This window comes from Megasphaera massiliensis, assembly GCF_000455225.1.
Taxonomy (GTDB): Bacteria; Bacillota; Negativicutes; order Veillonellales; family Megasphaeraceae; genus Megasphaera; species Megasphaera massiliensis.
The window spans coordinates 1,360,150-1,380,532 of the sequence record NZ_HF954537.1 but is presented as its reverse complement, the minus strand read 5'-3'; the positions used below and the strand labels follow the sequence as shown (position 1 = coordinate 1,380,532).

The following is a 20,383-nucleotide window of genomic DNA, read 5'->3' as shown; positions in this document are numbered from 1 at the left end:
AATAGAGAGAGAAGCACTTCGATAATGAAGTGCTTCTTTTTTTAAGCAGAGAACAAGGTTTAAAGGACCGAAGGGACGCATAAACCTTTGTGAGTCGCTTACTCCGAAGCTTGACTTCGGAGTGGGTGGGGGAGTCTCGTAGCAGATAAATCCCAGAATGGATGCCGCAGGCGACAAGGCTGATGAAATCTTGCCTATGAGGCAGTTCTTAAGACGGATGCCAAGGGCGACAGGACTGCCGCTTTCAGTTCAATTAGGATTTTCCCTGACAGGAAGACAGAAAGCTACTAGTCAGAAGCCCTCAGACATATCGAGCATTATCAGACGGATGCCGGAAGCGACGAGACTGTCGTAACCAGATCTATCGGGTTTTCCCTGACAGGAAGCCGGAGGCCACTAGTCCCAAGTATTCAACATTATCAAGTATTATCAGACGGATGTCGAAAACGTCCCGAAAGAAGCCCTTCAACCTATGCCTCTTCTCTTTATACCGCCAATCTTTCGTCGAATTAACTTATTATGGCTAAGAATTTTTTGAACCGTTCAAAAATAAATACTCCTTAACTATCCCCTTCAAGCGCTAAAATTTCTGGTTTACGGTGTGATTTCAGCCTTACAGGTTCTTCTTTGAATGCCTTCACTTTACTGCCCATAAAAGCTATAATAGACATAGCAAATCACAAAGGTGGTAATAACATGACTCAATCTGAAATATCTGCGGCCGTCGCCAAAGCGGCCCAATTGGCGAAAACGTCGAACCCGTTGACTCCGTCGATTACCAACACGGTGACGATCAACTTCGTTGCCAATGCGCAGCTCGCTGTCGGCGGCTCGGCCGCCATGGTCTACTTACCGGACGAAGGCGTTGCCATGGCGAAGATTGGGGCGGCGATGTACATCAACGTAGGCACGTTATTCCCCATATATGAAGATACACTGCCGCTGACGGCAGCAGCCCTTCATGATGACGGAAAGCCCTGGGTTCTTGATCCCGTGGCTATCGGAATGGGGAAGATGCGTACGGACTTATTGCTGAAATTTAAGCCGTATAAGCCGACCATCATTCGCGGCAATGCTTCAGAAATCATCGCTTTAGCCGGTTTATGGGGCTTAGAAGGCGGTTCGCATACGTCGGACGTACGCGGCGTCGATTCGACAGATGCCGTTTACGAGGCAAAATCAGCTGCTGTGGCCTTGGCAAAATGGACGGGCGGTGCCGTTGCCGTTTCCGGTGAAGCTGATTTAATCACCGATGGCCGTCAGGTCGTCCTTTCAAAAGGCGGTTCGGATATGATGCCTTCTATTACGGGCACGGGTTGCTCTCTTGGCGGCGTCATGGCCGTCTATGCGGCAGTGGCCAGTCCTTTTATAGCAGCCATTACCGGTGCTGCCATTTACAATCTGGCCGGTAAACGGGCGGCTGCCTACGTAAAGGGTACCGGCTCTTTCCAAGCTGCCTTTATCGATGAGCTCTATGTTGCGACACCTGAAGATATTGCACAAAATCCTTTTACGATTGAGGAGGTATAAAATATGAATACATTAGTTGCCCTTTGCATTGCACCGTGTGGTACCGGTGATGAATTTGCACCGTATGTTGCTGAAATCGTTAAAATCATTCGTGCGTCAGGTCTTTCAAATCGGACGAACTCGATGTTTACCGAAATTGAAGGCGAATGGGATGACGTCATGGCTGTTGTCAAAAAGGCGACGCAGTATTTGACGGATCAGGGAATTCGGACAGAGGTCATCTTGAAAGCCGATATCCGCCCGGGTTATACGAACATGATGGATGCTAAAGTAGAATCGGTAGAACGTATTTTAGAAAAATAGCTTTTCATAAAACATAGCCTTGACAATCACTCCTGGTTGTAGTAAACTAATATAGTCAGTTGACGCATGGAGTGATACTCAAGAGGCTGAAGAGGACGGTTTGCTAAATCGTTAGAGGTCGCAAGGCCTGCGAGAGTTCGAATCTCTCTCACTCCGCCAGATTACTGGATAAAGAGCACTTAGGATTTTTCCTGAGTGCTCTTTTTTTGTCCATTATGGAGCGGTCCCAGAGGCTACGCAAGGCGACTGTTTTCTGGTACAATAAAGATGACAAATTATTACGAGGTGTATTGGAATGGATATAACCTATTACGATATTGGGCTTAATTTATTTACGAGGTCTTTTCCGGATCCGGAGAAAATCATTGCCGATGCTGAAGCCGACGGTATCTGCTGTATCCTGACCGGCTCCGAAGATCGGGAAAACAGACTGGTCGATGACTTTGTCCGAACTCATCAGGTATTTGGTACGGCCGGCATTCATCCTCATGTGGCCGATGCCGCGACGGAGGCCGATGTCGAGGAAATCCGGCGCATCGTCACGACCAATCCGAAAATCGTCGCTGTCGGTGAAACCGGTCTCGACTATGACCGCATGTTCTCTAAAAAAGAAAACCAGCTCTACTTTTTTAAGAAACTGATTGCCCTGGCAGAAGAACTGGATAAACCGATGTTTCTTCATGAACGCGATGCCGGAGACGATTTTTTAGCCTGTTTTAAAGGCCATGAAGGGGTCTGTCCGAAGTCCGTTGTCCACTGCTATACCGGTGATAAAGAAACACTGGCCCGTATGCTCGATATGGGCTTTTATATCGGCATTACCGGCTGGATCTGTGATGAACGGCGAGCCGATGCACTGCGCGAGGCCGTGTCCATTTTGCCCCTGGATAGGGTACTTCTCGAGACGGATGCGCCTTATCTGACGCCTCGCGGGTTTCACTTGCCACGGACGAATGTTCCCAATAATATTACCTATGTTGCCAGCACCTTGGCTAAGTATATGGATGTTTCTGTCGAAGCCTTGACGGTTCAGGCAAAGGCCAATACGGAGCGACTGTTTCGCTTATAAGGGTTTTGTTAATTTCTCCCCGATTAAGGAGGTCTTTTTATGAATATTGTGCAGTATACGAAGGCGGCGTCCCTCGAAGAAGCGTGGGAATTGAATCAAGGCCGCGGGGCCGTTGTCCTCGGCGGATGCTGCTGGCTCCGCCTGTCGCCCCAACGGCGCATTGCTCAGGCCATCGACTTGTCAGGTCTTGGCCTCGATGCGATAGAAGAACAGGATGACTCTTTTAAAATCGGAGCCATGGTCACTCTCGGAGCCTTTGGCAGTCATGAAGGACTGTTGACCTATACCCATGGAGCTGTAAAAGAAGCGACACGCCATATCGTAGGGACTCAGTTCCGCAACTTGGCGACCATTGGCGGCAGTATCAGCGGCCGCTTCGGCTTTTCCGATATTTGGACCCTGCTCTTGGCGCTTGATGCCGACGTTGAATTGTATAAGGGCGGACGCGTTCCGCTGTCTGATTTTGGAAAGACCGGGCCCGGGAAGGATATCGTAAGCCATATCATCGTGCCTAAAAAGAGCGGCCAGACGGCCTATGCGTCTCTTCGCCTCAATGCGACGGATTTTCCCATCATCGCTGCCGCTGTTCACGTCGACGGAAAAGAGGTGCGCTGTTCCATCGGTGCCCGTCCGGGACGAGCCGAGGTCATGACACTCCCTGTGGATACGGTTAAGGCCCTTGGCTGTGAAAAGGCCGGTCGGGAATTTGCCGAAAAAGTGACGTATGAAACTAACCAACGCGGTTCTTCCGAATATCGCCATGATATGGCTGTCATCTTATGCCGGCGCCTGTTGGCTCAAACGATGGGAGATGATGTCTGATGATGATTACCTATTGGCTTAATGGAAAAAAATCCTCGGCCGATATCGAGCCGGGGATGATGCTTTATGATTTTCTCCGCAGCCGGGGATGTTATAGTGTAAAATGCGGCTGTGAAACGACAAACTGCGGCCTCTGTACCGTTTGGGTCAATGATGTGCCGGTCTTGTCCTGCGCCGTACTAGCTGTCCGCATCGATGGCTGTCAAGTTACGACCCTTGAAGGCCTCCAAGAGGAAGCCAAGGAATTTGCCTACTATATGGGACTTCAAGGTGCCGACCAGTGCGGCTTCTGCAACCCGGGCTTCGTCATGAACGTCCTGGCCATGGCTCGCCGCTTCGATTCGCCGACGGAAGACGAAATCAAGGAATTTTTATCGGGTAACCTCTGCCGCTGTACGGGATATATGAGTCATATGAGGGCTATTAAAGAGTATTTTAAGGCCAAGGGGAAGGAGGTCCGGTCATGATGGAATTTAAATCGATCAATAAGGTCGTAGCCAAGAAGGATTCCCAAGCCTTGGTTACGGGGCAGCCTGTCTATACGGAAGACATCATGCCCAAAGACTGCCTCATCGTAAAGGTGCTGCGGAGCCCCCATGCCAGAGCCATCGTTAAAAAGGTCAATAAGAGTGCCGCTGAGAAAATTCCGGGCATCGTTTGTATCGTAACGGCCGATGACGTACCTAAGTCGCGATTTACCATTGCCGGCCAGACCTATCCGGAACCGAGTCCTTACGACCGGCTTATTTTGGATAAACAGATCCGTTTTGTCGGCGATGCCGTAGCCCTCGTGGCAGGGACGAATCAAGCGGCAGTCGATAAGGCGCTGCGGGCCATCCGCGTCGAATATGAAGTCCAGGAACCGCTCCTCGACTTTACGAAGGCCTTGGACAACGATATCGTCGTCCACCCCGAAGACGATTGGAAGCCGTTAGTCGACGTCGGCGGCGACAACCAGCGCAACCTCGTCGCTAAAGCCTGCGACCGTCACGGCGATATCGATGCCGTCCTGGCTTCGTCAGACGTCGTCATCGACCGGACGTATCACACTCGTCAGAATCAGCAGGCAGCCATGGAAACCTTCCGAGCCTATGCTTATAAAGACGCATTCGGACGGCTGACCATCGTCAGCTCGACGCAGGTACCTTTCCATGTGCGCCGCGTCGTTTCCCATGCCCTTGAAATCCCCAAATCCAAGGTTCGGGTCATCAAACCGCGTATCGGCGGAGGCTTCGGTTCGAAACAGACCGTCGTCATGGAAGTCTATCCGGCTTTCATTGCCTGGCTGACAGGCAAACCGGCCTATATGGTCTACAGTCGGGAAGAATCGCTGACCGTATCGACGCCGCGTCATGAATCGCAGATCCGCGTCGTTCTCGGAGCGTCGAAAGACGGCCATATCCGGGGCATTCTCCTCGATTCTTTATGGAACGCCGGCGCGTATGGTGAACATACGCCGACGACGGTTACTTTATCGGGACACAAGTCGATTCCTTTGTATAATGCCGCTGAAGCCTTTCAATTCAGCTATACCTGTGTCTATACCAATACCATCGCTGCCGGGGCTTACCGCGGCTATGGGGCGACACAAGGCCTCTTTGCGCTGGAGACAGCCGTCAACGAATTGGCCGAAGCTCTTCATATGAGTCCGGTGGAACTGCGGTTTAAGAATATGGTCCGCCAAAATCAGGTCCTGCCGGCCTATTTTAATGAAACGGCCCTCAGCTGTACCCTCGATAAATGTCTGGAACGCGTCGTTTCCATGTCCGGTTGGGACGATGCGTCGCCGCGAAAAGTCCTGCCCAACGGTCATATCCAATCCGTCGGTTTGGCTATCGCTATGCAGGGTTCCAGTGTCTCCAACGTCGACGTGGCCTCGGTTACGATCAAAGTCAATGATGACGGCTTCTATACGCTCCACGTTGGGGCTACCGATATGGGAACCGGTTGTGATACCATCCTCGCCCAGATTGCTGCCGAATGCCTCATGTGTTCTGTCGACGACATCGTCACTGACGGCGTCGATACCGATACGTCTCCCTATGACAGCGGCTCTTATGCCTCGTCTACGACGTATCTGACGGGTAATGCCGTCGTCAAGACCTGTGAAAGCTTGATTCATCGGATGAAAGAATTAGCGGCCATTAAATTGGGGCTGTCCGATACGGATTTGGATGACCTGGAATTTGACGGCAAGGCCATTACCTGCCTTCAGACCGGTAAGTCGATTACCGTCCGCGATCTCGGCAACGGGGCCATGTTCATGAACGGCATTGCCCTCGAGGCGACGGAATCGTGCTATTCGCCGACCAGTCCGCCGCCGTATATGGCCGGTGCTGCGACGATCGATGTCGATCCCGAAACGGGGAACATCACTCTCTTGAAATACGATGCCGTCATTGACTGCGGTACGGTCATCAACCCCAGCCTGGCCCGCGTCCAGGCCGAAGGAGGCATCGTCCAGGCTATCGGCATGGCTCTCACGGAAAACGTTCAGTATACGCCGACGGGACGGCTGCAGAATAATTCTTTCATGCAGTATCGCCTGCCGACGCGTCTCGACGTCGGTCCCGTCAACGTCGAATTTGAACCGAGCTATGAACCGAACGGTCCTTTCGGCGCTAAGTCCATCGGCGAACTGGTCATCGACTCGCCGTCCCCGGCCATTGCTCACGCCGTTTATAATGCAACCGGCGTATGGGTCCGCGACCTTCCCATTACGGCTGAAAAACTCTATCAGGCTATGAAACATAAGACGGTCTGAGTTATATATTCTGAAAGACAACGAAACGCCTTTCCATGACGGTGTATCATGGAAAGGCGTTATTTGTGATGGCGTTATTTATTTTTCAAGGGAACTGTTGATGCGGACGCCGCTCATGAAGGGAAGGACCGGTTTGGTGTCTTCCTGGACTGTTTCCCGGATGCCTTCAAAAGTCGTGGTCAGCATTAACTTCAGACGGTTCGTCTGGTTGACCGAGCTGGCACTGGGGTCGTAGTCGATGGCGACGATGTTCGTTTCAGGGAAGGCCGCTTTCAAGGTCTTGATCATGCCCTTGCCCGTAACGTGATTGGGCAGGCAGGCCCAGGGCTGGAGGCAGACGATGTTCTTGGCCCCGCGATGGATGAGGTCGATCATATCCCCCGTGAGGAACCATCCTTCACCGGCTTCATGGCCGAGGGACAAGAATTTCTTGGCTTCGTCGGCAATGTCGTAAATCGATGTAATGGGATCGAAGTGGCGGCTCTTGGCAACGGCCTGTTCGTATGGTTTGCGGTACCATTCGAGGAGGCGGACGCCGGTCTTGCTGAATAAGGCGTCTTTCCAGCTTCCGGAAAGGTACTTATGGCGGAACTGGTCGTCGAGCAGACCGTAGAGGAAGAAGTCGGCCAGGCCGGAGACGATGATTTCACCGCCTTCTTCTTCAATCATGCGGACGATGTGGTTGTTGGCAATGGGGTGGAACTTGACGTAGATTTCGCCGACCAAGCCAATGCGCGGTTTCTTTTCGTCACTCATTTCGATATTGTCGAATTCATTGATGAGGTCGCGAAGGTTGCGCTTGAAGGATTTAAAGTCGGCTTTCTTGAGCTGCTGTGTGCATTTTTCCTGCCACTTATGGAACAAGGCTTCGGCCGTACCCTTGACCTTTTCATAAGGCCGCGTGCGGTACAAGACTTGCTGCAGGGCGTCGCCGTAAATCATACCCATGATGAGGCGGTGCCAGAAGCCGAGCCCCGGCTGGAAACCGGGCTGCTTGTTCATGCCCTTCATATTGAGGGATAAAATGGCAACCTGGGACATATTGGCATCGTTCAAAGCTTTTCGAATCATGCCGATGTAATTGGTGGCCCTGCAGCAGCCGCCGGTCTGGGAAATCATGACCGTCGTATGGTTTAAATCGTATTTTCCCGACTTTAAGGCCGTGAGGATTTGGCCCAAACTCATGATAGCCGGATAGCAAGCGTCATTGTGGATATAGGCCAGACCGGTATCGATGGCTTCCTGGTTCTGGTGGGGCAGGAGTTCGACGTGATAGCCTTCGTGTTCGAAGGCTGACATGAGCATGGGAAAATGGATCGGTGTCATAGACGGGGCCAGGATGACGTTCTTTTTGGCGTCTTCTTTGGTGAAGATCGTCTTTTCATAGGAATACGGTTCGAGGGTGTAATCTTCTTTCGGCCGATGATTCATGACGAACAGCAAGGAGCGCAGGCGGATGCGGATGGCACCGAGGTTCGAGCCTTCGTCGATTTTCAGCAGGGTGTGGATCTTGTGGCCGTGGGTCAGGATATCCTGTACCTGGTCGGCGACGATGGCGTCGAGGCCGCAGCCGAAGGAATTGAGCTCTACCAGTTCGAGGTTCGGATGCTGGGTAACGTACTGGGCTGCCCGATAGAGGCGGGAGTGGTACGACCACTGGTCGACGACGCGGAGATTGCCGTCAAAGGTCGACAAGGAGGCGACGCCGTCTTCTGTAAGGACGGCCAGGCCCAGGCTGTTGATCAGTTCCGGTATGCCGTGGTTGATTTCCGGGTCGACGTGGTACGGGCGACCGCAAAGAACGATGGCCCGCTGGTCGTTCTTTTTGAGGTCATCTAAAATCTTTTGGGTCAGGCTGTAAATCTTCTGTTTATAAGCTTCTTCTTCTTCCCAGGCAGCCATAGCGGCTTGCTTGATTTCGCGGTCCGGGAGATTCCAAGCCTTCAATTCTTCAATGAGGCGTTTGGCAATGCGCTTCTTGTCGTGTAAGGGCAGGAAGGGGCAGAGGTAAGGCGTATTCGTTTCGGCCAGCCGTTCGCCCATGTTGTTGCGGATGACTTCCGGGTAGCTCATGACCATGGGGCAGTTGAAGGTGTTGTCCTTGCTTCCTTCTTGAGGACCGTTTTGGATGCAGGGATAGAAGATTCGGTCGACCCCTTTTTGAAGGAGGTTTTCGATGTGCCCGTGGACGAGCTTGGCCGGGTAGCAGGCCGAATCGGATGGAATCGTATCCATGGCTTTTTCAAAGAGCCCTTTGGAAGAAGGATCGGACAAGACGACGGAATAGCCGAGTTTTGTGAAGAAAGTAAACCAGAAGGGATAGTCTTCATACATGTTGAGGACTCGGGGGATGCCGATCGTGCCGCGGGGAGCGTCGGTAAGGGGTTTATAGCCGAAGAGGAGGTTGTATTTTATCTTATACATGTTCGGCAGGGGCTTCTTGCGGGCCGCTGTCGAGCCGGCAGCACCTCGTTCACAGCGGTTGCCCGTAATAAAGGAACGGCCGTCGTTGAAGGTGTTGACCGTGAGCAGGCAGTTGTTGGTGCAGAGGCCGCAGTGGCGGATCGATGTCGTGATGTTTAATTCCTGCAGGGCTTTTTCGTCAACGATGGTCGATACGACGTGGTCCTGATGATAGGCTGTGCGGCAGATGATTCCCATGCCGAAGGCACCCATGAGTCCTGAAATCGACGGACGGATGACTTGGCGGCCCAGGAGCTTTTCAAAAGCCCGGAGGACAGCGTCGTTATAAAAAGTACCGCCTTGGACGACGATGTGCTTGCCAAGTTTTGCAGGGTCTTTGACTTTGATAACTTTATAAAGGGCATTTTTTATGACCGAGTAAGACAGGCCGGCAGAAATATCGGCTAAGGTAGCGCCTTCTTTTTGCGCTTGTTTGACTTTGGAATTCATGAATACCGTGCAGCGGGAACCGAGGTCGATGGGACTCTTGGCCAGGAGGGCTGCCTGAGAAAATTCCTGAATGGACATCTTCAGCGATTTGGCAAAGGTGTCGAGGAAGGAGCCGCAGCCCGACGAGCAGGCTTCGTTGAGCAGAATGTCTTCGATGTGGCCGTCTTTGATGCGGCTGCACTTCATATCCTGTCCGCCGATGTCGAGGAGAAAATCGACGTCCGGGCAGAAATGGGATGCGGCCTGATAGTGGGCAATCGTTTCGACTTCGCCAAGATCGAGGTGCAGCGCTTCTTTGAGCAGGGCTTCGCCGTAGCCGGTAATGCCGGCCTTGGCGATGAAGGCGCCCTTCGGAAGGCGGGAGTAGACGTCGGCGACAATCTTTTTAGCAGCTGCCAAAGGACTTCCTTCATTATTCTGATAGTGAGAATAGAGGATTTTCATGTCTTCGCTCAAGACGACGGCTTTGATGGTGGTCGAACCGGCGTCGATGCCGAGATAGCAGGGGCCGCTGTAGCTGTCCATATCGCCGTGAGGAACGGTATGCTGACGATGGCGTTCTTGGAATTCGTCGAGTTCAGCTTGGCTGTCAAAGAGGGGGGCGACCCGGTCTGACTTGGCCAGTGTCGATTCATCGACGTTCTTAAGCTGCCCCATGAGATTCATGAAGGAGACCGGCTTGGTATCCATACTCCCCAGGGCGGCACCGATGGCGACGTAGACTTGGGCGTTTTCCGGGGCAATGACCTTATCCGGTGTCAAGTGCAATGTCTTGGCGAATTGTTCGCGAAGCTGCGACAAGTAGGTCAAGGGACCACCGAGGAAGCAGACCGTGCCCTTGATGGGACGGCCGCAGGCAAGGCCGGTGATGGTCTGGAAAACGATGGACTGAAAGACCGAAGCCGCGACATTTTCTTTGCTGGCGCCTTCATTTAAGAGGGCTTGGATATCGGTCTTGGCAAAGACGCCGCAGCGGGCTGCAATGGGATAGATTGTATCGGACTTCTTGGCCAGTTCATTCAAGCCGCTGGCTTCAGTGTCGAGGAGGGTTGCCATCTGATCGATGAAAGCCCCCGTCCCGCCGGCGCAGTTGCCGTTCATACGGTGCTCATTGCCGCCGGTAAGGTAGGTGATTTTGGCATCTTCACCACCCAGTTCGATGATGACATCGGACTGAGGATAGTATGTTCGAACGGCTTTGGTGCCGGCAATGACTTCCTGCAGAAAAGGGATGTGCAGGTAGTCGGCCAGGGCAATGCCGCCGGACCCGGTGATAGCCATGGTGATCTGACGGTCGCCAAAGATTTCATAGGCGTTTTGGAGTAAATCCCAAACTTTTTGGCGTATATCCGTATAGTGGCGGACATAGCATGCGTGCAGGCATTGTTTGGCATGGTTGAGAACAGCGATTTTTACTGTCGTCGAACCGATGTCAATGCCGATGTGTAAGAGATTCTTCATGTTTTGTCACCCTATCGGTTTATAAACCGACTCTTTCTTTAAAAATTTTATTTATTATAAAGACTATATATAAAAAGTCTACTTTATATTGTACCATAATCCCTTTATTCTGTAAGGGGGTGATACAAAGGATTTTACTTATTAATAAGAAATCGATATCATTTTGGAAACCATGAAATGCGCTGCGACAAATGAGCCTAAATATGCTAAAATGAAGTCACTATCAGAATATGATAAACTCAGGATATTATCAAGGAGTACAATATGAAAAAATTTATAACGGAACATCAGTCCCCTTACCTGGATCTGACGACGGAAGCCTCAGAAATCCTTTATCGCGGTCATTCCGACTTTCAGGACATCGTCGTCGCCGATTCGAAGGAATTTGGCCGCATGCTGGTCTTAGACGGCGTATTCCAGACGTCTGTTAAAGATGAATTCATGTATCATGAAAGTATCGTGCACATTCCCTTGTTTCTTCACCCCAATCCGAAACGGGTCCTCATCATTGGCGGTGGTGACGGCGGATCAGCCAGGGAAGCCGTCCGCCACCCTGAAGTCGAATCGGTGGCTATGGTCGATATAGACGGCAAGGTCATCGAATTGTCTAAACAGTATTTTCCTGAAATTTCCAAGGCCATGCTGGAAGAAAACCCAAAACTGACCGTAACTGTCGGCGACGGCATTGCCTTCATGCGGCAAGCCGAAAATTACTATGACGTCATCATCGTCGACTGCTCTGATCCTGTCGGCCCCGGAGAAGGCCTTTTCACCTACGATTTTTATAAGGATACCTTTAAAGCTTTGAAGGACGACGGGATTTTTGTTCAGCAGACGGAATCGCCTTTCATGCACGGCAAATTGGTGAAAGATGTATTCGACTGCGTATCTGATATTTTCCCTGTCGCCCGTTTATATACGGCCTTCATTCCCCTCTATCCGTCGGGGGTGCACTGCTTTACGCTGGGGTCTAAAAAATACGATCCCCTGCAGTGGACGCCGAATCGAAAGCGTACCTTCCCGACGCGTTATTACAATGAAGGGATTCAGCAGAGCGCCTTTGTCCTGCCGAATTTCGTAAAGGACCTTCTGTATGGAAAGGCTGACCGTTAATCGGCTTGGTTTATAGCTATGCATTTCAGGTCTGTATTCTTTTGTGATTAAATGTAAAAAATACTTGACTTTGTCTTTGACTCATGGTAAGATTATCTACGTTGACGACGCTGATTCAGCGCCGTTACGGCAGATAATCTTATATGGCGGGTATGGTGAAGTGGTTAACACGGCGGATTGTGGCTCCGTTATGCTAGGGTTCGAATCCCTATACTCGCCCCATAGGGGTATAGCCAAGTGGTAAGGCACCGGACTTTGACTCCGCTATGCGCTGGTTCGAATCCAGCTACCCCTGCCAGCCATGATTCATTAGCTCAGCTGGTAGAGCACCTGACTTTTAATCAGGGTGTCCCGAGTTCGAATCTCGGATGGATCACCAAAAAAGGCGTCGCACAGTGTGCGGCGCCTTTTGTTTGTTGTCAGAGTTTTTGAAGGCACTCAAGAGATGCAAAAAGCAGGACTGAGAAACAGTCCTGCTTTTTTTGTATTCTTAATTATAAGAAGAATACGAAGGTGTTGATGATGAATACCGGGATGAGGATGGCAATGGACCAGCCCATGTACCCGAAGAAGCTCGGCATTTTGATCTTATTTTCTTCGGCAATGGATTTAACCATGAAGTTCGGTGCATTGCCGATATAAGTATTGGCACCCATGAAAACGGCACCGGCTGAGATGGCTTCCAACATGATTTGAGAAACCGTACCGACGGAGGTCGTGATGCCTTCCGTGGCGCCAAGCGCCCCGGCAGTTTGCAGGAATACCAAATACGTCGGCGTATTGTCCAGGAAGGACGACAAGGCGCCGGTAGCCCAGAACATCTGCCAGGGATTGTTCATTCCCAGTTCAGCCCCGTGGGCTTTGAGCAGAATCAAGGCAGGAATCATAGTGACAAAGATGCCGATAAAGAGTTTTGCGACTTCGATAATAGGAGCATACGTAAATTCGTTGAGGTCTCGCGTCGATTTTTTTGTCGTCTTAATCGAGAGGAATGCAGCGACTAAGATGATGATGATTTCAGCTAAGGTTGCATAGGGGAAGACGATTTCGTCGTAAATATGGATGCCGGCACCGTTGGCAAAGAACGGATGCATTTCCGGCAGGAGGCCGTTGGCTAATACGCCGATGATGATCATAGCGATAAAAATCAGGTTATGAGCCCCTTCAAGACGAATCGGTTCTTTGCTGCCGGCAGCAATGGCGTCATGAGGCGAGCGGCCTTCTTTTATTTCCTTATTATAAAAATGCTTATCCATCAGGGCAAAGATGGCAAACATGATGACCAGGTTCAAGAGAAGAATCGGCAGGAGATGGAAGGTCCACGTAAAGGGAACGCCGCGCTGGAAGCCCATGAAGAGCGGGGGATCGCCGAGGGGGGTCAGGCAGCCGCCCATATTGGCTACCAGGAAGATAAAGAAGACCATGAGGTGGACTTTATTCTTGCGCCAAGCGTTAGCACGGATCATAGGACGGATGAGCAGCATGGCAGCACCGGTCGTGCCGATCCAGCTGGCGAGAGCCGTGCCGATGAATAAGAGAAGACAGTTGACCTTCGTCGTTCCGGCTAAAGTCCCACGGACGGCGATGCCGCCGGCAACGACGAACAGACCCAGGAGAAGAACGATGAAGGGTATGTAGTCGAGGAGGACCGATTCCAGAAGGCGGAACCATGACTCACCGATGCCATAAGCAACTGCAAAGGGAATAAGGAATAATAAAGACCAGGCAAAAGCTACGCCAAGCATGTGTTTTTCCCACCATTCCGGTCGAACGAGGGGAACGATGGCGATGGATAGGAGCATCCCGGCAAAAGGAATGATGCTCCATACGGGTAAGGTCGCGCTTACGAGTTCGTGTGTCATAAAAACCACCTTTCTTAATCGTTACAAAAAAGTAAATTTATGTATGCTATAATTAACATTATATCATAAGAAAATGAAAGTTTATACTCTATTTTTACATTTTACACTGTCATTTAGGCTGAATTCGAGCTGAGCTTTTAAAAATAAAGCGTTTTTTTCTAAATAATTTTTTTGCCAGGCAGGAATCGGCCGAGGGAGTGACGAATATATACTTAACGATAAGGCATTATAAGGAGGGATTCATATGAAGCAATATAATAACATCATCGTTCCGACCGACGGTTCGGTCAACTCGAAACGAGCTTTGGAACATGCCGTCGTCATTGCATCATCTTTGGGCGCTATGATTACGCTGGTCTATGTTGCCAACATCGTCTCGGTCATCTCGAATTTTGACCAGATTCCCAATGCCAGTGGCTACGTAACCGAACAGGTTGCCCTGGACATGGAAGAAGAAGGGAAGGGGATCCTTGATGAGTTTGCCAAGGCGATTCCTCAAAACATCGAAGTCAAGAGCGTCTTTGAAGTCGGCTCGCCGGGGCCTGCTGTCTTGTCGGTAGCGAAGAAGTACAATGCCGATTTGATTGTCATGGGCAGCCGCGGCCTGGGACCGCTGAAGGGCTTATTCATGGGTTCGGTCAGCAGTTATGTCGTCACGCATTCGGTCTGCCCCGTATTGATCGTAAAATAACGGTGACGCAATGCCTTCATGGCCTTGTTCTGCCGCAGGCTGGTTAAAGGGTCTCGCAGGGATTATCCCTGGAGACCCTTTTTTCGTGCCGTCATGGCTTTTTGCGGATTGGTTTGGTTATAACGGATGAGGGGAAGGTATTCTTTTGGGAATATGTAAAAATTTGACGGATGCCATAGGGAAAAGAGTCATTTTATGATATACTGAATAGACAGGTGTGCTTTTTTAGGAATGCCTGAAATATCACATTACGAAGGGTCCCGGAGTGCCTCGTTCCGGGATGGCGCCTGGGAGGCAAGTATGAGACGGAATACCAATGAATGGCTGGACCACAAGGTCACGGACTGGGTTTCTAAAGGATGGATTACAGAAGAAGCCTGTGAAAAAATACGGAAATCTTACGGCAGGGATGAACAAAGAAATTCTCTTTTGACGACCCTGCCTTTATATGCGTTTTTATCGGCACTGGGATTTGCAGCCGTTGTCATGGCCGTCATTTGGGGCCTTTCCCAATTATGGTACTACGTGTCGGTCCCGGCCCGCATGACCTTGGCCGGTGTGCTGCTGCTCGTGACTCAGGCCGGTGTAGGCCTGGCCATGTTTCAGAAACGGCAGGGCTCGGCGGCAGCTGAAGGGATTGCTCTCATCCATTGTTTGGGCATTTTTGTTGTATTAGCCATGGCTGAACAGACTTTTTATATCGGTTGGGATGCGGCGTCATATGTCATTACTTGTGCCGTGCTTTGTCTGCCTGTCGTCTATTTTTTATGCTCTGTTGCGGCTCTCGTCGTTTACGACTTGTCCCTCCTCTATTGGACGGCTTCCGGCGGCCCGGTGAATACCTTTGGCGGAATGGGCCTCTTGTGGATTCTTCTGCTTTTGGCAGTGCCTTTCTATAACACCTTGATCGGCCTTCGGGATGAACGGCGGCTGTCTGTTTTCTCATGGGTCATGACGATTACCGTCTTCATTGCTTTTGGACTGGCAGCACAGACGACGGAATACATTCCATTCCTCCTTTTGGGCAGCTTGGCCGTTACAATCATGCTGGTAGGTTATTCCATCGACATCCACCGGCCTTGGGGCGTGCCCTTCCGTTGGTTCGGGCGGTTTGCCGCTGTCGGTTCGCTCCTCATTTCCTGCCTGCCCTTTGCCTGGGATGGGATTGCTCAGGTCCAGAATTTTCATTGGACGACCGATTTGGTTACGGTCCTCCTCTTTGTATTCATGGCAGGCATGATGGCGAAAACCGTGAAGAAGCGGTTGTGGAGCCCGGCTTTGTATTTGGTGATTCCCGTCATCCTGGCTTTTGAGACGATTCTCGTTCGATCGGCCCTTTATTCGTCCATTCCCCTCATTCTTTCATCCTTGTACATCGTTGTTCTCGGTGTCTATGAAACGGCTCAGGGATTTAAGCCCGATCACCAGGCTCATCTTAAATTCGGCATCGTCATTTTGGTCAGCGTAGTCCTGACCTTCGTTTTCGGGACGCATTTTTCGCCGCTGGCGCCGATTTTGGCCATTATCGTCTTGGCCTTAATCGTATTCCAGTTCAGGCGGATGCAGAAAGACAAAAAATCAGCGGCACAGAGAGCTTCACGAAGAGCAAGACTTCGCCATTCGGCGGCACGCGTCCGAAATGATGATGCGTCAGCTACAGAAGAACAGGCTCCAGAAGAAGAAATGCCGGTGTGGTATTCTCCTGAGGAAAACGAAACGGATGAAACGGTCGAAGAATGGATGAAGGATATCCGTATTCCGTCTCCGGCTGAACTCGGGCTGGGCGAATCAGGTATTGAGGCTTCGTCTGATACGAATTCGTCCAAGGCCGGTTCCGTACCGGAAAATACGACGGATTCCCCGATGGTATTCACCCTGTCCGTACCGACTGAAAGCACGGGGAATGACTTCGTGCCGCCTCGTCAGGTTATTCGTGAAACGACGGAAGCCGTGCCGCAGCAGATGGCCGTTTCCCAGGAAAAGACCAAAGAAAAATCTACGGCAGTTACGGAGTCGCCGTGGAGTCATATGAAACCGGAACCGAAACGCAAAAAACACTTTACCCAGTCGCCATGGTCCCATCAAGGAGGCAAGTCGGAATGAAATTTTCACCGCCTTTGCAGGGCATACATCTTTCTTTTTCGCCGGAAGGCCGTCATCGCTGGATTGTCTTCGGGTTAGTCGTATTGATTCAATTTGCCGCACTGGCTTATGTCGGCTGGCGCTGGCATAATATTTCTGTCGACGGGATTCCTTACCAGTGGCGTGCTGTGCCGCGGCTGGAAATCTCTACCTTTGGGACCGATTATGTTCGCGTTGTATTCCCGGAAGATACGACGCAGTGGCTCGATGAAACGCCGCCTGAAGTCGGTCAGCAAATTTACGTCGCCATCTCGCGCGATGCGTCGGGACTCATGAAAGTGGAAGGGGCGTCGGACTCTAAACCCGATTCCGGCAGCGATTACATGCGGGCTGAGGTCGTTTCTTATGCAGATGGCCGCGTTCAGTTTCAAGTTGGATTTGACCGCTACCGCCTGTCTCCGGAAATGGCCGACGGTATCTACAGCCTTCGCACCGATGACAGTATCATCGCCAGTATCCGCATCAAGCGGGGAGAAGGCGTCATCGAAGGGATTTTTGTCAACGGCGTTCCGTTAGAGCAGCTCAGTAACGCGGCTGCTATGGATAAAGCTCGGGCGGATAAGGCCGGACGTTCTCTGTTTGATAGGCCGCATCTCGTCGATTCCGGGATGGTACCGCCAAAAGAAGAGTGACAGAAAGCGAGGAGTTTATGAAAGGGTATTCAAAGATTGCCAAACTGGCTATGACCGTTATGCTGTTGGCTGCATTTTTCCTCTTATCAGGATTTCGGGCGCAGACCATCATTCATGACGATGGCAGTGAAACGCAGGATGTTTTGAAAGTGTCGGCTACGGCAGAAGGGCAGCAGAGCTTGAAGGCCGATGCCGATGAGTTCCAAAAGCGCAATTATACCATCATGGATTATAGTAATGATAACGGTGAAGGTTTTCGGGCCATGAAGACCATTACCAATGACGGCGCCAACCGCAGTTCCGTCGACCATATCGTCCATAAGACCCATGACGGCCTGTTTGCTTCGACGTATTATATCAATTATAATTTCGATGCCAACAGCATTCAAAACCTTCGTCTGGGCGCGGCCATGCCGGAAAACGGTGTCGACTTGGAATATATGGTTTCCTTCCCGTCGGGGACGCAGGTTACCAGCAACAGCACCAAAGCCGATGATCAGGCCAGTACCTATTTGTGGCAGCTGTCGGATTCCCAGCCGTCTACGATAAGCCTGCAGGCGACGGTTTGGCATAAACTCTTCATTTATATGGCCTTGTTCTTAATCGGACTGATTTTAATCATCGTCCTTATTATGGAACATCGCCGCAAAAGCGTCATCAGCTGGAAGCGGGCAGCCCAGATGCGCCGGTTTGAAATGATGCTTCTCTGTGTTCCCATCGTCATTTTGGGGTACATGGGTTATGAATACTACGTCGGCACTCATGTTACGACAGCATCGCTTGATAAAGTGGCCGAACAGCAGCAGGAAGAACTGTTGGAAAATCGTGAAGAAGATCGAAAGATGCAGGAAGCGGACGCTCGGAAACAGCGCAGTGGTGAATTGGCAGCGGCCCGTATTCGCAGCAAGGCCAATGAAATTTCAAATGAACTGCGCAGTTTGAAACAGCAGTACCGCAATGGGGCTGTCAGCGGCAGTTCGGCTCGTTCGCAGGCTCAGAGCTTAGCTCAGCAGGCGCGGGATATGCTCAGCGGAAATAACGATTTGTCCCAGGCTGAACGGGACGTACTGGAACAGCTTATCAACAGTGTCGTATCGGACGCTGAATCAATCGGTGATTCAGCACCAGTACCGAGCCGGAGTACGACGCGGGAGCGGCAGCGCAGTGATGCCTCTGAATCGGAACAGAAGAGCCGCAGCGAATCTCAGAGCGATGAAAAAGAATCGGATAGTGATACTCGCTCCGATACCTCGAAGAGCCGTCAGTCCGGCGAACGTGAATCGACTTCTGACAGCGATTCTGCCCAAACCTCGGACAGAACTAATAAAGAATAGATATCTTTTGGTAAGTTTTTTCATTTAAAGTATTTCCTATTTATCGAAAAGATGGTATGATAGGAACGTGATAATTGACATTACAGCATAGCTGTGCTGCTACTATTTAAGGAGGTTATACATATATGCATTGTGTAGAAGAAATTAAAAACGGTATCTATTGGGTGGGATGCAACGATTTCCGTACGGAATTGTTTGAACGGATCTTCCCCCTTCCTCAGGGTGTTACGTATAATACCTATTTCATCGATGATGAAAAGACGTGCCTCATCGATGCTATGGATAAATCGTGCCGTGACGAATTTCTTGAAGACGTAGAATACTTGCTCAAAGGCCGCAAACTGGACTACTTTGTTCTCCAGCACATGGAACCGGACCACGCCAGCTCGGCTTTGGCTCTCTTGGAAAAATACCCGGAAGCCAAGATCGTCGGCCAGCCGTCTACGTTTAAGCTTTTTGAACAGTTCTTCCGCCATCCTATGCCGGATCGCTACATGACCGTTAACGAAGGCGATCAGCTGAAATTGGGCAAGCACACCCTGCAGTTCATCAAAGCCCCCATGGTTCACTGGCCGGAAGTCATCATGACGTATGATGTAACGGATCACGTCCTGTTCAGTGCCGATGCCTTCGGCCACTTCGGTACCGTCGGCAACGTCTTCGCTGACCAGGCTGATTTTGAAGAAAATTACCTCGATGAAGCTCGCCGCTACTATGTCAATATCGTCGGAAAATATGGCCCGCAGGTCATGAACGTCCTTAAAAAAGCGTCTAAGCTACCCATCGATATCATTTGCCCGCTCCACGGTTTCGTCTTCCGTACGCCGGAAACGGTTAAGTATATCGTCGACAAACACCTGCATTGGGCACAGTACGTACCGGAAAAGAAAGGTGTCGTCATCGCATTTTCTTCTATTTACGGTAATACGGAACGAGCTGCCTGCGTCCTGGCTAATAAATTGAGCCGCCGCGGCGTCCGTGATATTCGCATGTACGACGTTGCCAAAGTCCATCCTTCTTTCGTTACGGCTAAGGCTTGGGAATACAGCCACTTGATCCTGGCTGCACCGACGTATAACTTGAACCTCTTCCTGCCCATGGAAAACTTCCTCCACGACTTGAAGACTCTCATGTTCCAGAAACGCACTATCGGAATCGTTGCCTGCCACAGCTGGGCATCGGCTGCGTATAAGACTATGGCCGATTACGTAGAAAACGAATTTAAGTGCTGCGAACTCCTCGAACCGACGATGGATCTGAAGTCGTCTATGCGTGACGATCAGGAATGCCTGATGGATGAATTAGCCGATAAAATGGCAGAAAGCATCGAACAGTATCCCGATCCGAAAACCTTGATCTAAGGATTAATCAATGAGCTGTCCATCATGAAAAAGGGCTTCTGAGTCGATTTTTGACTCAAGAAACTGTCTGTTTCATGGTGGGCAGTTTTTTCTTTCACTAATGCGAACATTTTTTCGATAAATGGCGTCATTTGTCTTTTAGGATGACCCGTCGATGTGGTATAATATATAAAATACGATAGGAGGTGGTACGATGATCATTCGTGACGACAGTGCCAAAAGCGGTGACAAGCACGAACAGGATAAAGCCCGCAGCAACGGCGAAGAGCTGCACATCGACTTGGGCCGTGATTTGACGGAAGACGAACAGAAGATATTTGAAAAACTGCGTGAAGGTTTGAATTTATAATGGACAAGGGGACTGCTTGAGAAAGCCCATGCTTTCT

At 50.7% G+C, this 20,383-nt stretch carries 15 protein-coding genes and 4 tRNA genes; 17 read left to right on the top strand and 2 right to left on the bottom strand.

What is annotated here, in order from left to right; all coding sequences use genetic code 11:
• The first annotated feature begins 696 nt into the window (after nt 1–696).
• The 7 genes from thiM to TX77_RS09915 all read left to right on the top strand — a co-directional run bounded on the left by thiM (nt 697) and on the right by TX77_RS09915 (nt 6,488).
• Complete coding sequence (thiM, locus tag TX77_RS09945; RefSeq protein ID WP_044504745.1) at nt 697–1,530, top strand: hydroxyethylthiazole kinase; 834 nt, start codon at nt 697–699, stop codon at nt 1,528–1,530.
• 3 nt (nt 1,531–1,533) lie between these two features.
• The gene (locus TX77_RS09940) at nt 1,534–1,833 is read left to right on the top strand and encodes an MTH1187 family thiamine-binding protein (RefSeq protein WP_044504744.1); all 300 of its coding nucleotides are present in this window, start codon (nt 1,534–1,536) and stop codon (nt 1,831–1,833) included.
• A 68-nt stretch (nt 1,834–1,901) separates the two neighbouring features.
• Nucleotides 1,902–1,992 (top strand) — tRNA-Ser (locus TX77_RS09935).
• Between the two features lie 136 nt (nt 1,993–2,128).
• On the top strand, nt 2,129–2,902 hold the full coding sequence (locus TX77_RS09930; protein ID WP_044504743.1) for a TatD family hydrolase: 774 nt from the start codon (nt 2,129–2,131) through the stop codon (nt 2,900–2,902).
• Nucleotides 2,903–2,941: 39 nt separating this feature from the next.
• Entirely contained in the window at nt 2,942–3,724 is a 783-nt protein-coding gene (locus TX77_RS09925; protein WP_044504742.1) for an FAD binding domain-containing protein, read from the top strand.
• Nucleotides 3,724–4,191 carry a (2Fe-2S)-binding protein gene (locus TX77_RS09920; RefSeq protein WP_044504741.1) on the top strand — a complete coding sequence of 156 codons (468 nt, stop codon included), beginning with the start codon at nt 3,724–3,726 and terminating at the stop codon, nt 4,189–4,191. The genes TX77_RS09925 and TX77_RS09920 overlap by 1 nt, the downstream gene beginning before the upstream one ends.
• Nucleotides 4,188–6,488, top strand: a complete 2,301-nt coding sequence (locus tag TX77_RS09915; RefSeq protein ID WP_230198102.1) for a xanthine dehydrogenase family protein molybdopterin-binding subunit — start codon at nt 4,188–4,190, stop codon at nt 6,486–6,488. The genes TX77_RS09920 and TX77_RS09915 overlap by 4 nt, the downstream gene beginning before the upstream one ends.
• A 78-nt stretch (nt 6,489–6,566) precedes the next feature.
• Here TX77_RS09915 and TX77_RS09910 read toward each other — a convergent pair whose 3' ends face one another.
• Complete coding sequence (locus TX77_RS09910; RefSeq protein WP_044504739.1) at nt 6,567–10,862, bottom strand: 2-hydroxyacyl-CoA dehydratase; 4,296 nt, start codon at nt 10,860–10,862, stop codon at nt 6,567–6,569.
• Between the two features lie 264 nt (nt 10,863–11,126).
• On the opposite strand from TX77_RS09910, the gene speE reads away from it, so the two are divergent.
• From speE to TX77_RS09890, 4 genes are all read left to right on the top strand, one after another.
• On the top strand, nt 11,127–11,975 hold the full coding sequence (speE, locus tag TX77_RS09905; RefSeq protein ID WP_044504736.1) for a polyamine aminopropyltransferase: 849 nt from the start codon (nt 11,127–11,129) through the stop codon (nt 11,973–11,975).
• A 146-nt stretch (nt 11,976–12,121) separates the two neighbouring features.
• Nucleotides 12,122–12,197, top strand: a tRNA-His gene (locus tag TX77_RS09900).
• 1 nt (nt 12,198) lies between these two features.
• Nucleotides 12,199–12,273 (top strand) — tRNA-Gln (locus TX77_RS09895).
• A gap of 5 nt (nt 12,274–12,278) precedes the next feature.
• Nucleotides 12,279–12,354, top strand: a tRNA-Lys gene (locus TX77_RS09890).
• Between the two features lie 115 nt (nt 12,355–12,469).
• Here the strand turns inward: TX77_RS09890 and TX77_RS09885 are convergent.
• Nucleotides 12,470–13,837, bottom strand: coding sequence for a sodium:proton antiporter (locus TX77_RS09885; protein WP_081651725.1), 1,368 nt, complete (start codon nt 13,835–13,837; stop codon nt 12,470–12,472).
• Nucleotides 13,838–14,081: 244 nt separating this feature from the next.
• On the opposite strand from TX77_RS09885, the gene TX77_RS09880 reads away from it, so the two are divergent.
• From TX77_RS09880 to TX77_RS13860, 6 genes are all read left to right on the top strand, one after another.
• A complete protein-coding gene (locus TX77_RS09880; RefSeq protein WP_044504734.1) occupies nt 14,082–14,528 on the top strand; it encodes a universal stress protein in 447 nt (148 codons plus the stop codon).
• Between the two features lie 300 nt (nt 14,529–14,828).
• Nucleotides 14,829–16,631 (top strand): DUF2157 domain-containing protein, encoded by a 1,803-nt coding sequence (locus TX77_RS09875; protein WP_044504732.1) that lies wholly within the window; start codon nt 14,829–14,831, stop codon nt 16,629–16,631.
• A complete protein-coding gene (locus TX77_RS09870; RefSeq protein WP_044504730.1) occupies nt 16,628–17,302 on the top strand; it encodes a hypothetical protein in 675 nt (224 codons plus the stop codon). Before TX77_RS09875 ends, TX77_RS09870 begins: the two co-directional genes overlap by 4 nt.
• A gap of 17 nt (nt 17,303–17,319) precedes the next feature.
• Nucleotides 17,320–18,636 (top strand): hypothetical protein, encoded by a 1,317-nt coding sequence (locus TX77_RS09865; RefSeq protein ID WP_044504727.1) that lies wholly within the window; start codon nt 17,320–17,322, stop codon nt 18,634–18,636.
• 125 nt (nt 18,637–18,761) lie between these two features.
• Nucleotides 18,762–19,997, top strand: a complete 1,236-nt coding sequence (locus TX77_RS09860; RefSeq protein WP_044504725.1) for an FprA family A-type flavoprotein — start codon at nt 18,762–18,764, stop codon at nt 19,995–19,997.
• Nucleotides 19,998–20,190: 193 nt separating this feature from the next.
• Complete coding sequence (locus tag TX77_RS13860) at nt 20,191–20,346, top strand: hypothetical protein (protein WP_176698824.1); 156 nt, start codon at nt 20,191–20,193, stop codon at nt 20,344–20,346.
• Nucleotides 20,347–20,383: the final 37 nt, after the last annotated feature.

Excerpts from the sequence above, each read along its gene's own strand:
- thiM (WP_044504745.1), top strand. The coding sequence starts at position 697 with ATGACTCAATCTGAAATATCTGCGGCCGTCGCCAAAGCGGCCCAATTG.
- TX77_RS09940 (WP_044504744.1), top strand. The coding sequence starts at position 1,534 with ATGAATACATTAGTTGCCCTTTGCATTGCACCGTGTGGTACCGGTGAT.
- TX77_RS09930 (WP_044504743.1), top strand. The coding sequence starts at position 2,129 with ATGGATATAACCTATTACGATATTGGGCTTAATTTATTTACGAGGTCT.
- TX77_RS09925 (WP_044504742.1), top strand. The coding sequence starts at position 2,942 with ATGAATATTGTGCAGTATACGAAGGCGGCGTCCCTCGAAGAAGCGTGG.
- TX77_RS09920 (WP_044504741.1), top strand. The coding sequence starts at position 3,724 with ATGATGATTACCTATTGGCTTAATGGAAAAAAATCCTCGGCCGATATC.
- TX77_RS09915 (WP_230198102.1), top strand. The coding sequence starts at position 4,188 with ATGATGGAATTTAAATCGATCAATAAGGTCGTAGCCAAGAAGGATTCC.
- TX77_RS09910 (WP_044504739.1), bottom strand. The coding sequence starts at position 10,862 with ATGAAGAATCTCTTACACATCGGCATTGACATCGGTTCGACGACAGTA.
- speE (WP_044504736.1), top strand. The coding sequence starts at position 11,127 with ATGAAAAAATTTATAACGGAACATCAGTCCCCTTACCTGGATCTGACG.
- TX77_RS09885 (WP_081651725.1), bottom strand. The coding sequence starts at position 13,837 with ATGACACACGAACTCGTAAGCGCGACCTTACCCGTATGGAGCATCATT.
- TX77_RS09880 (WP_044504734.1), top strand. The coding sequence starts at position 14,082 with ATGAAGCAATATAATAACATCATCGTTCCGACCGACGGTTCGGTCAAC.
- TX77_RS09875 (WP_044504732.1), top strand. The coding sequence starts at position 14,829 with ATGAGACGGAATACCAATGAATGGCTGGACCACAAGGTCACGGACTGG.
- TX77_RS09870 (WP_044504730.1), top strand. The coding sequence starts at position 16,628 with ATGAAATTTTCACCGCCTTTGCAGGGCATACATCTTTCTTTTTCGCCG.
- TX77_RS09865 (WP_044504727.1), top strand. The coding sequence starts at position 17,320 with ATGAAAGGGTATTCAAAGATTGCCAAACTGGCTATGACCGTTATGCTG.
- TX77_RS09860 (WP_044504725.1), top strand. The coding sequence starts at position 18,762 with ATGCATTGTGTAGAAGAAATTAAAAACGGTATCTATTGGGTGGGATGC.
- TX77_RS13860 (WP_176698824.1), top strand. The coding sequence starts at position 20,191 with ATGATCATTCGTGACGACAGTGCCAAAAGCGGTGACAAGCACGAACAG.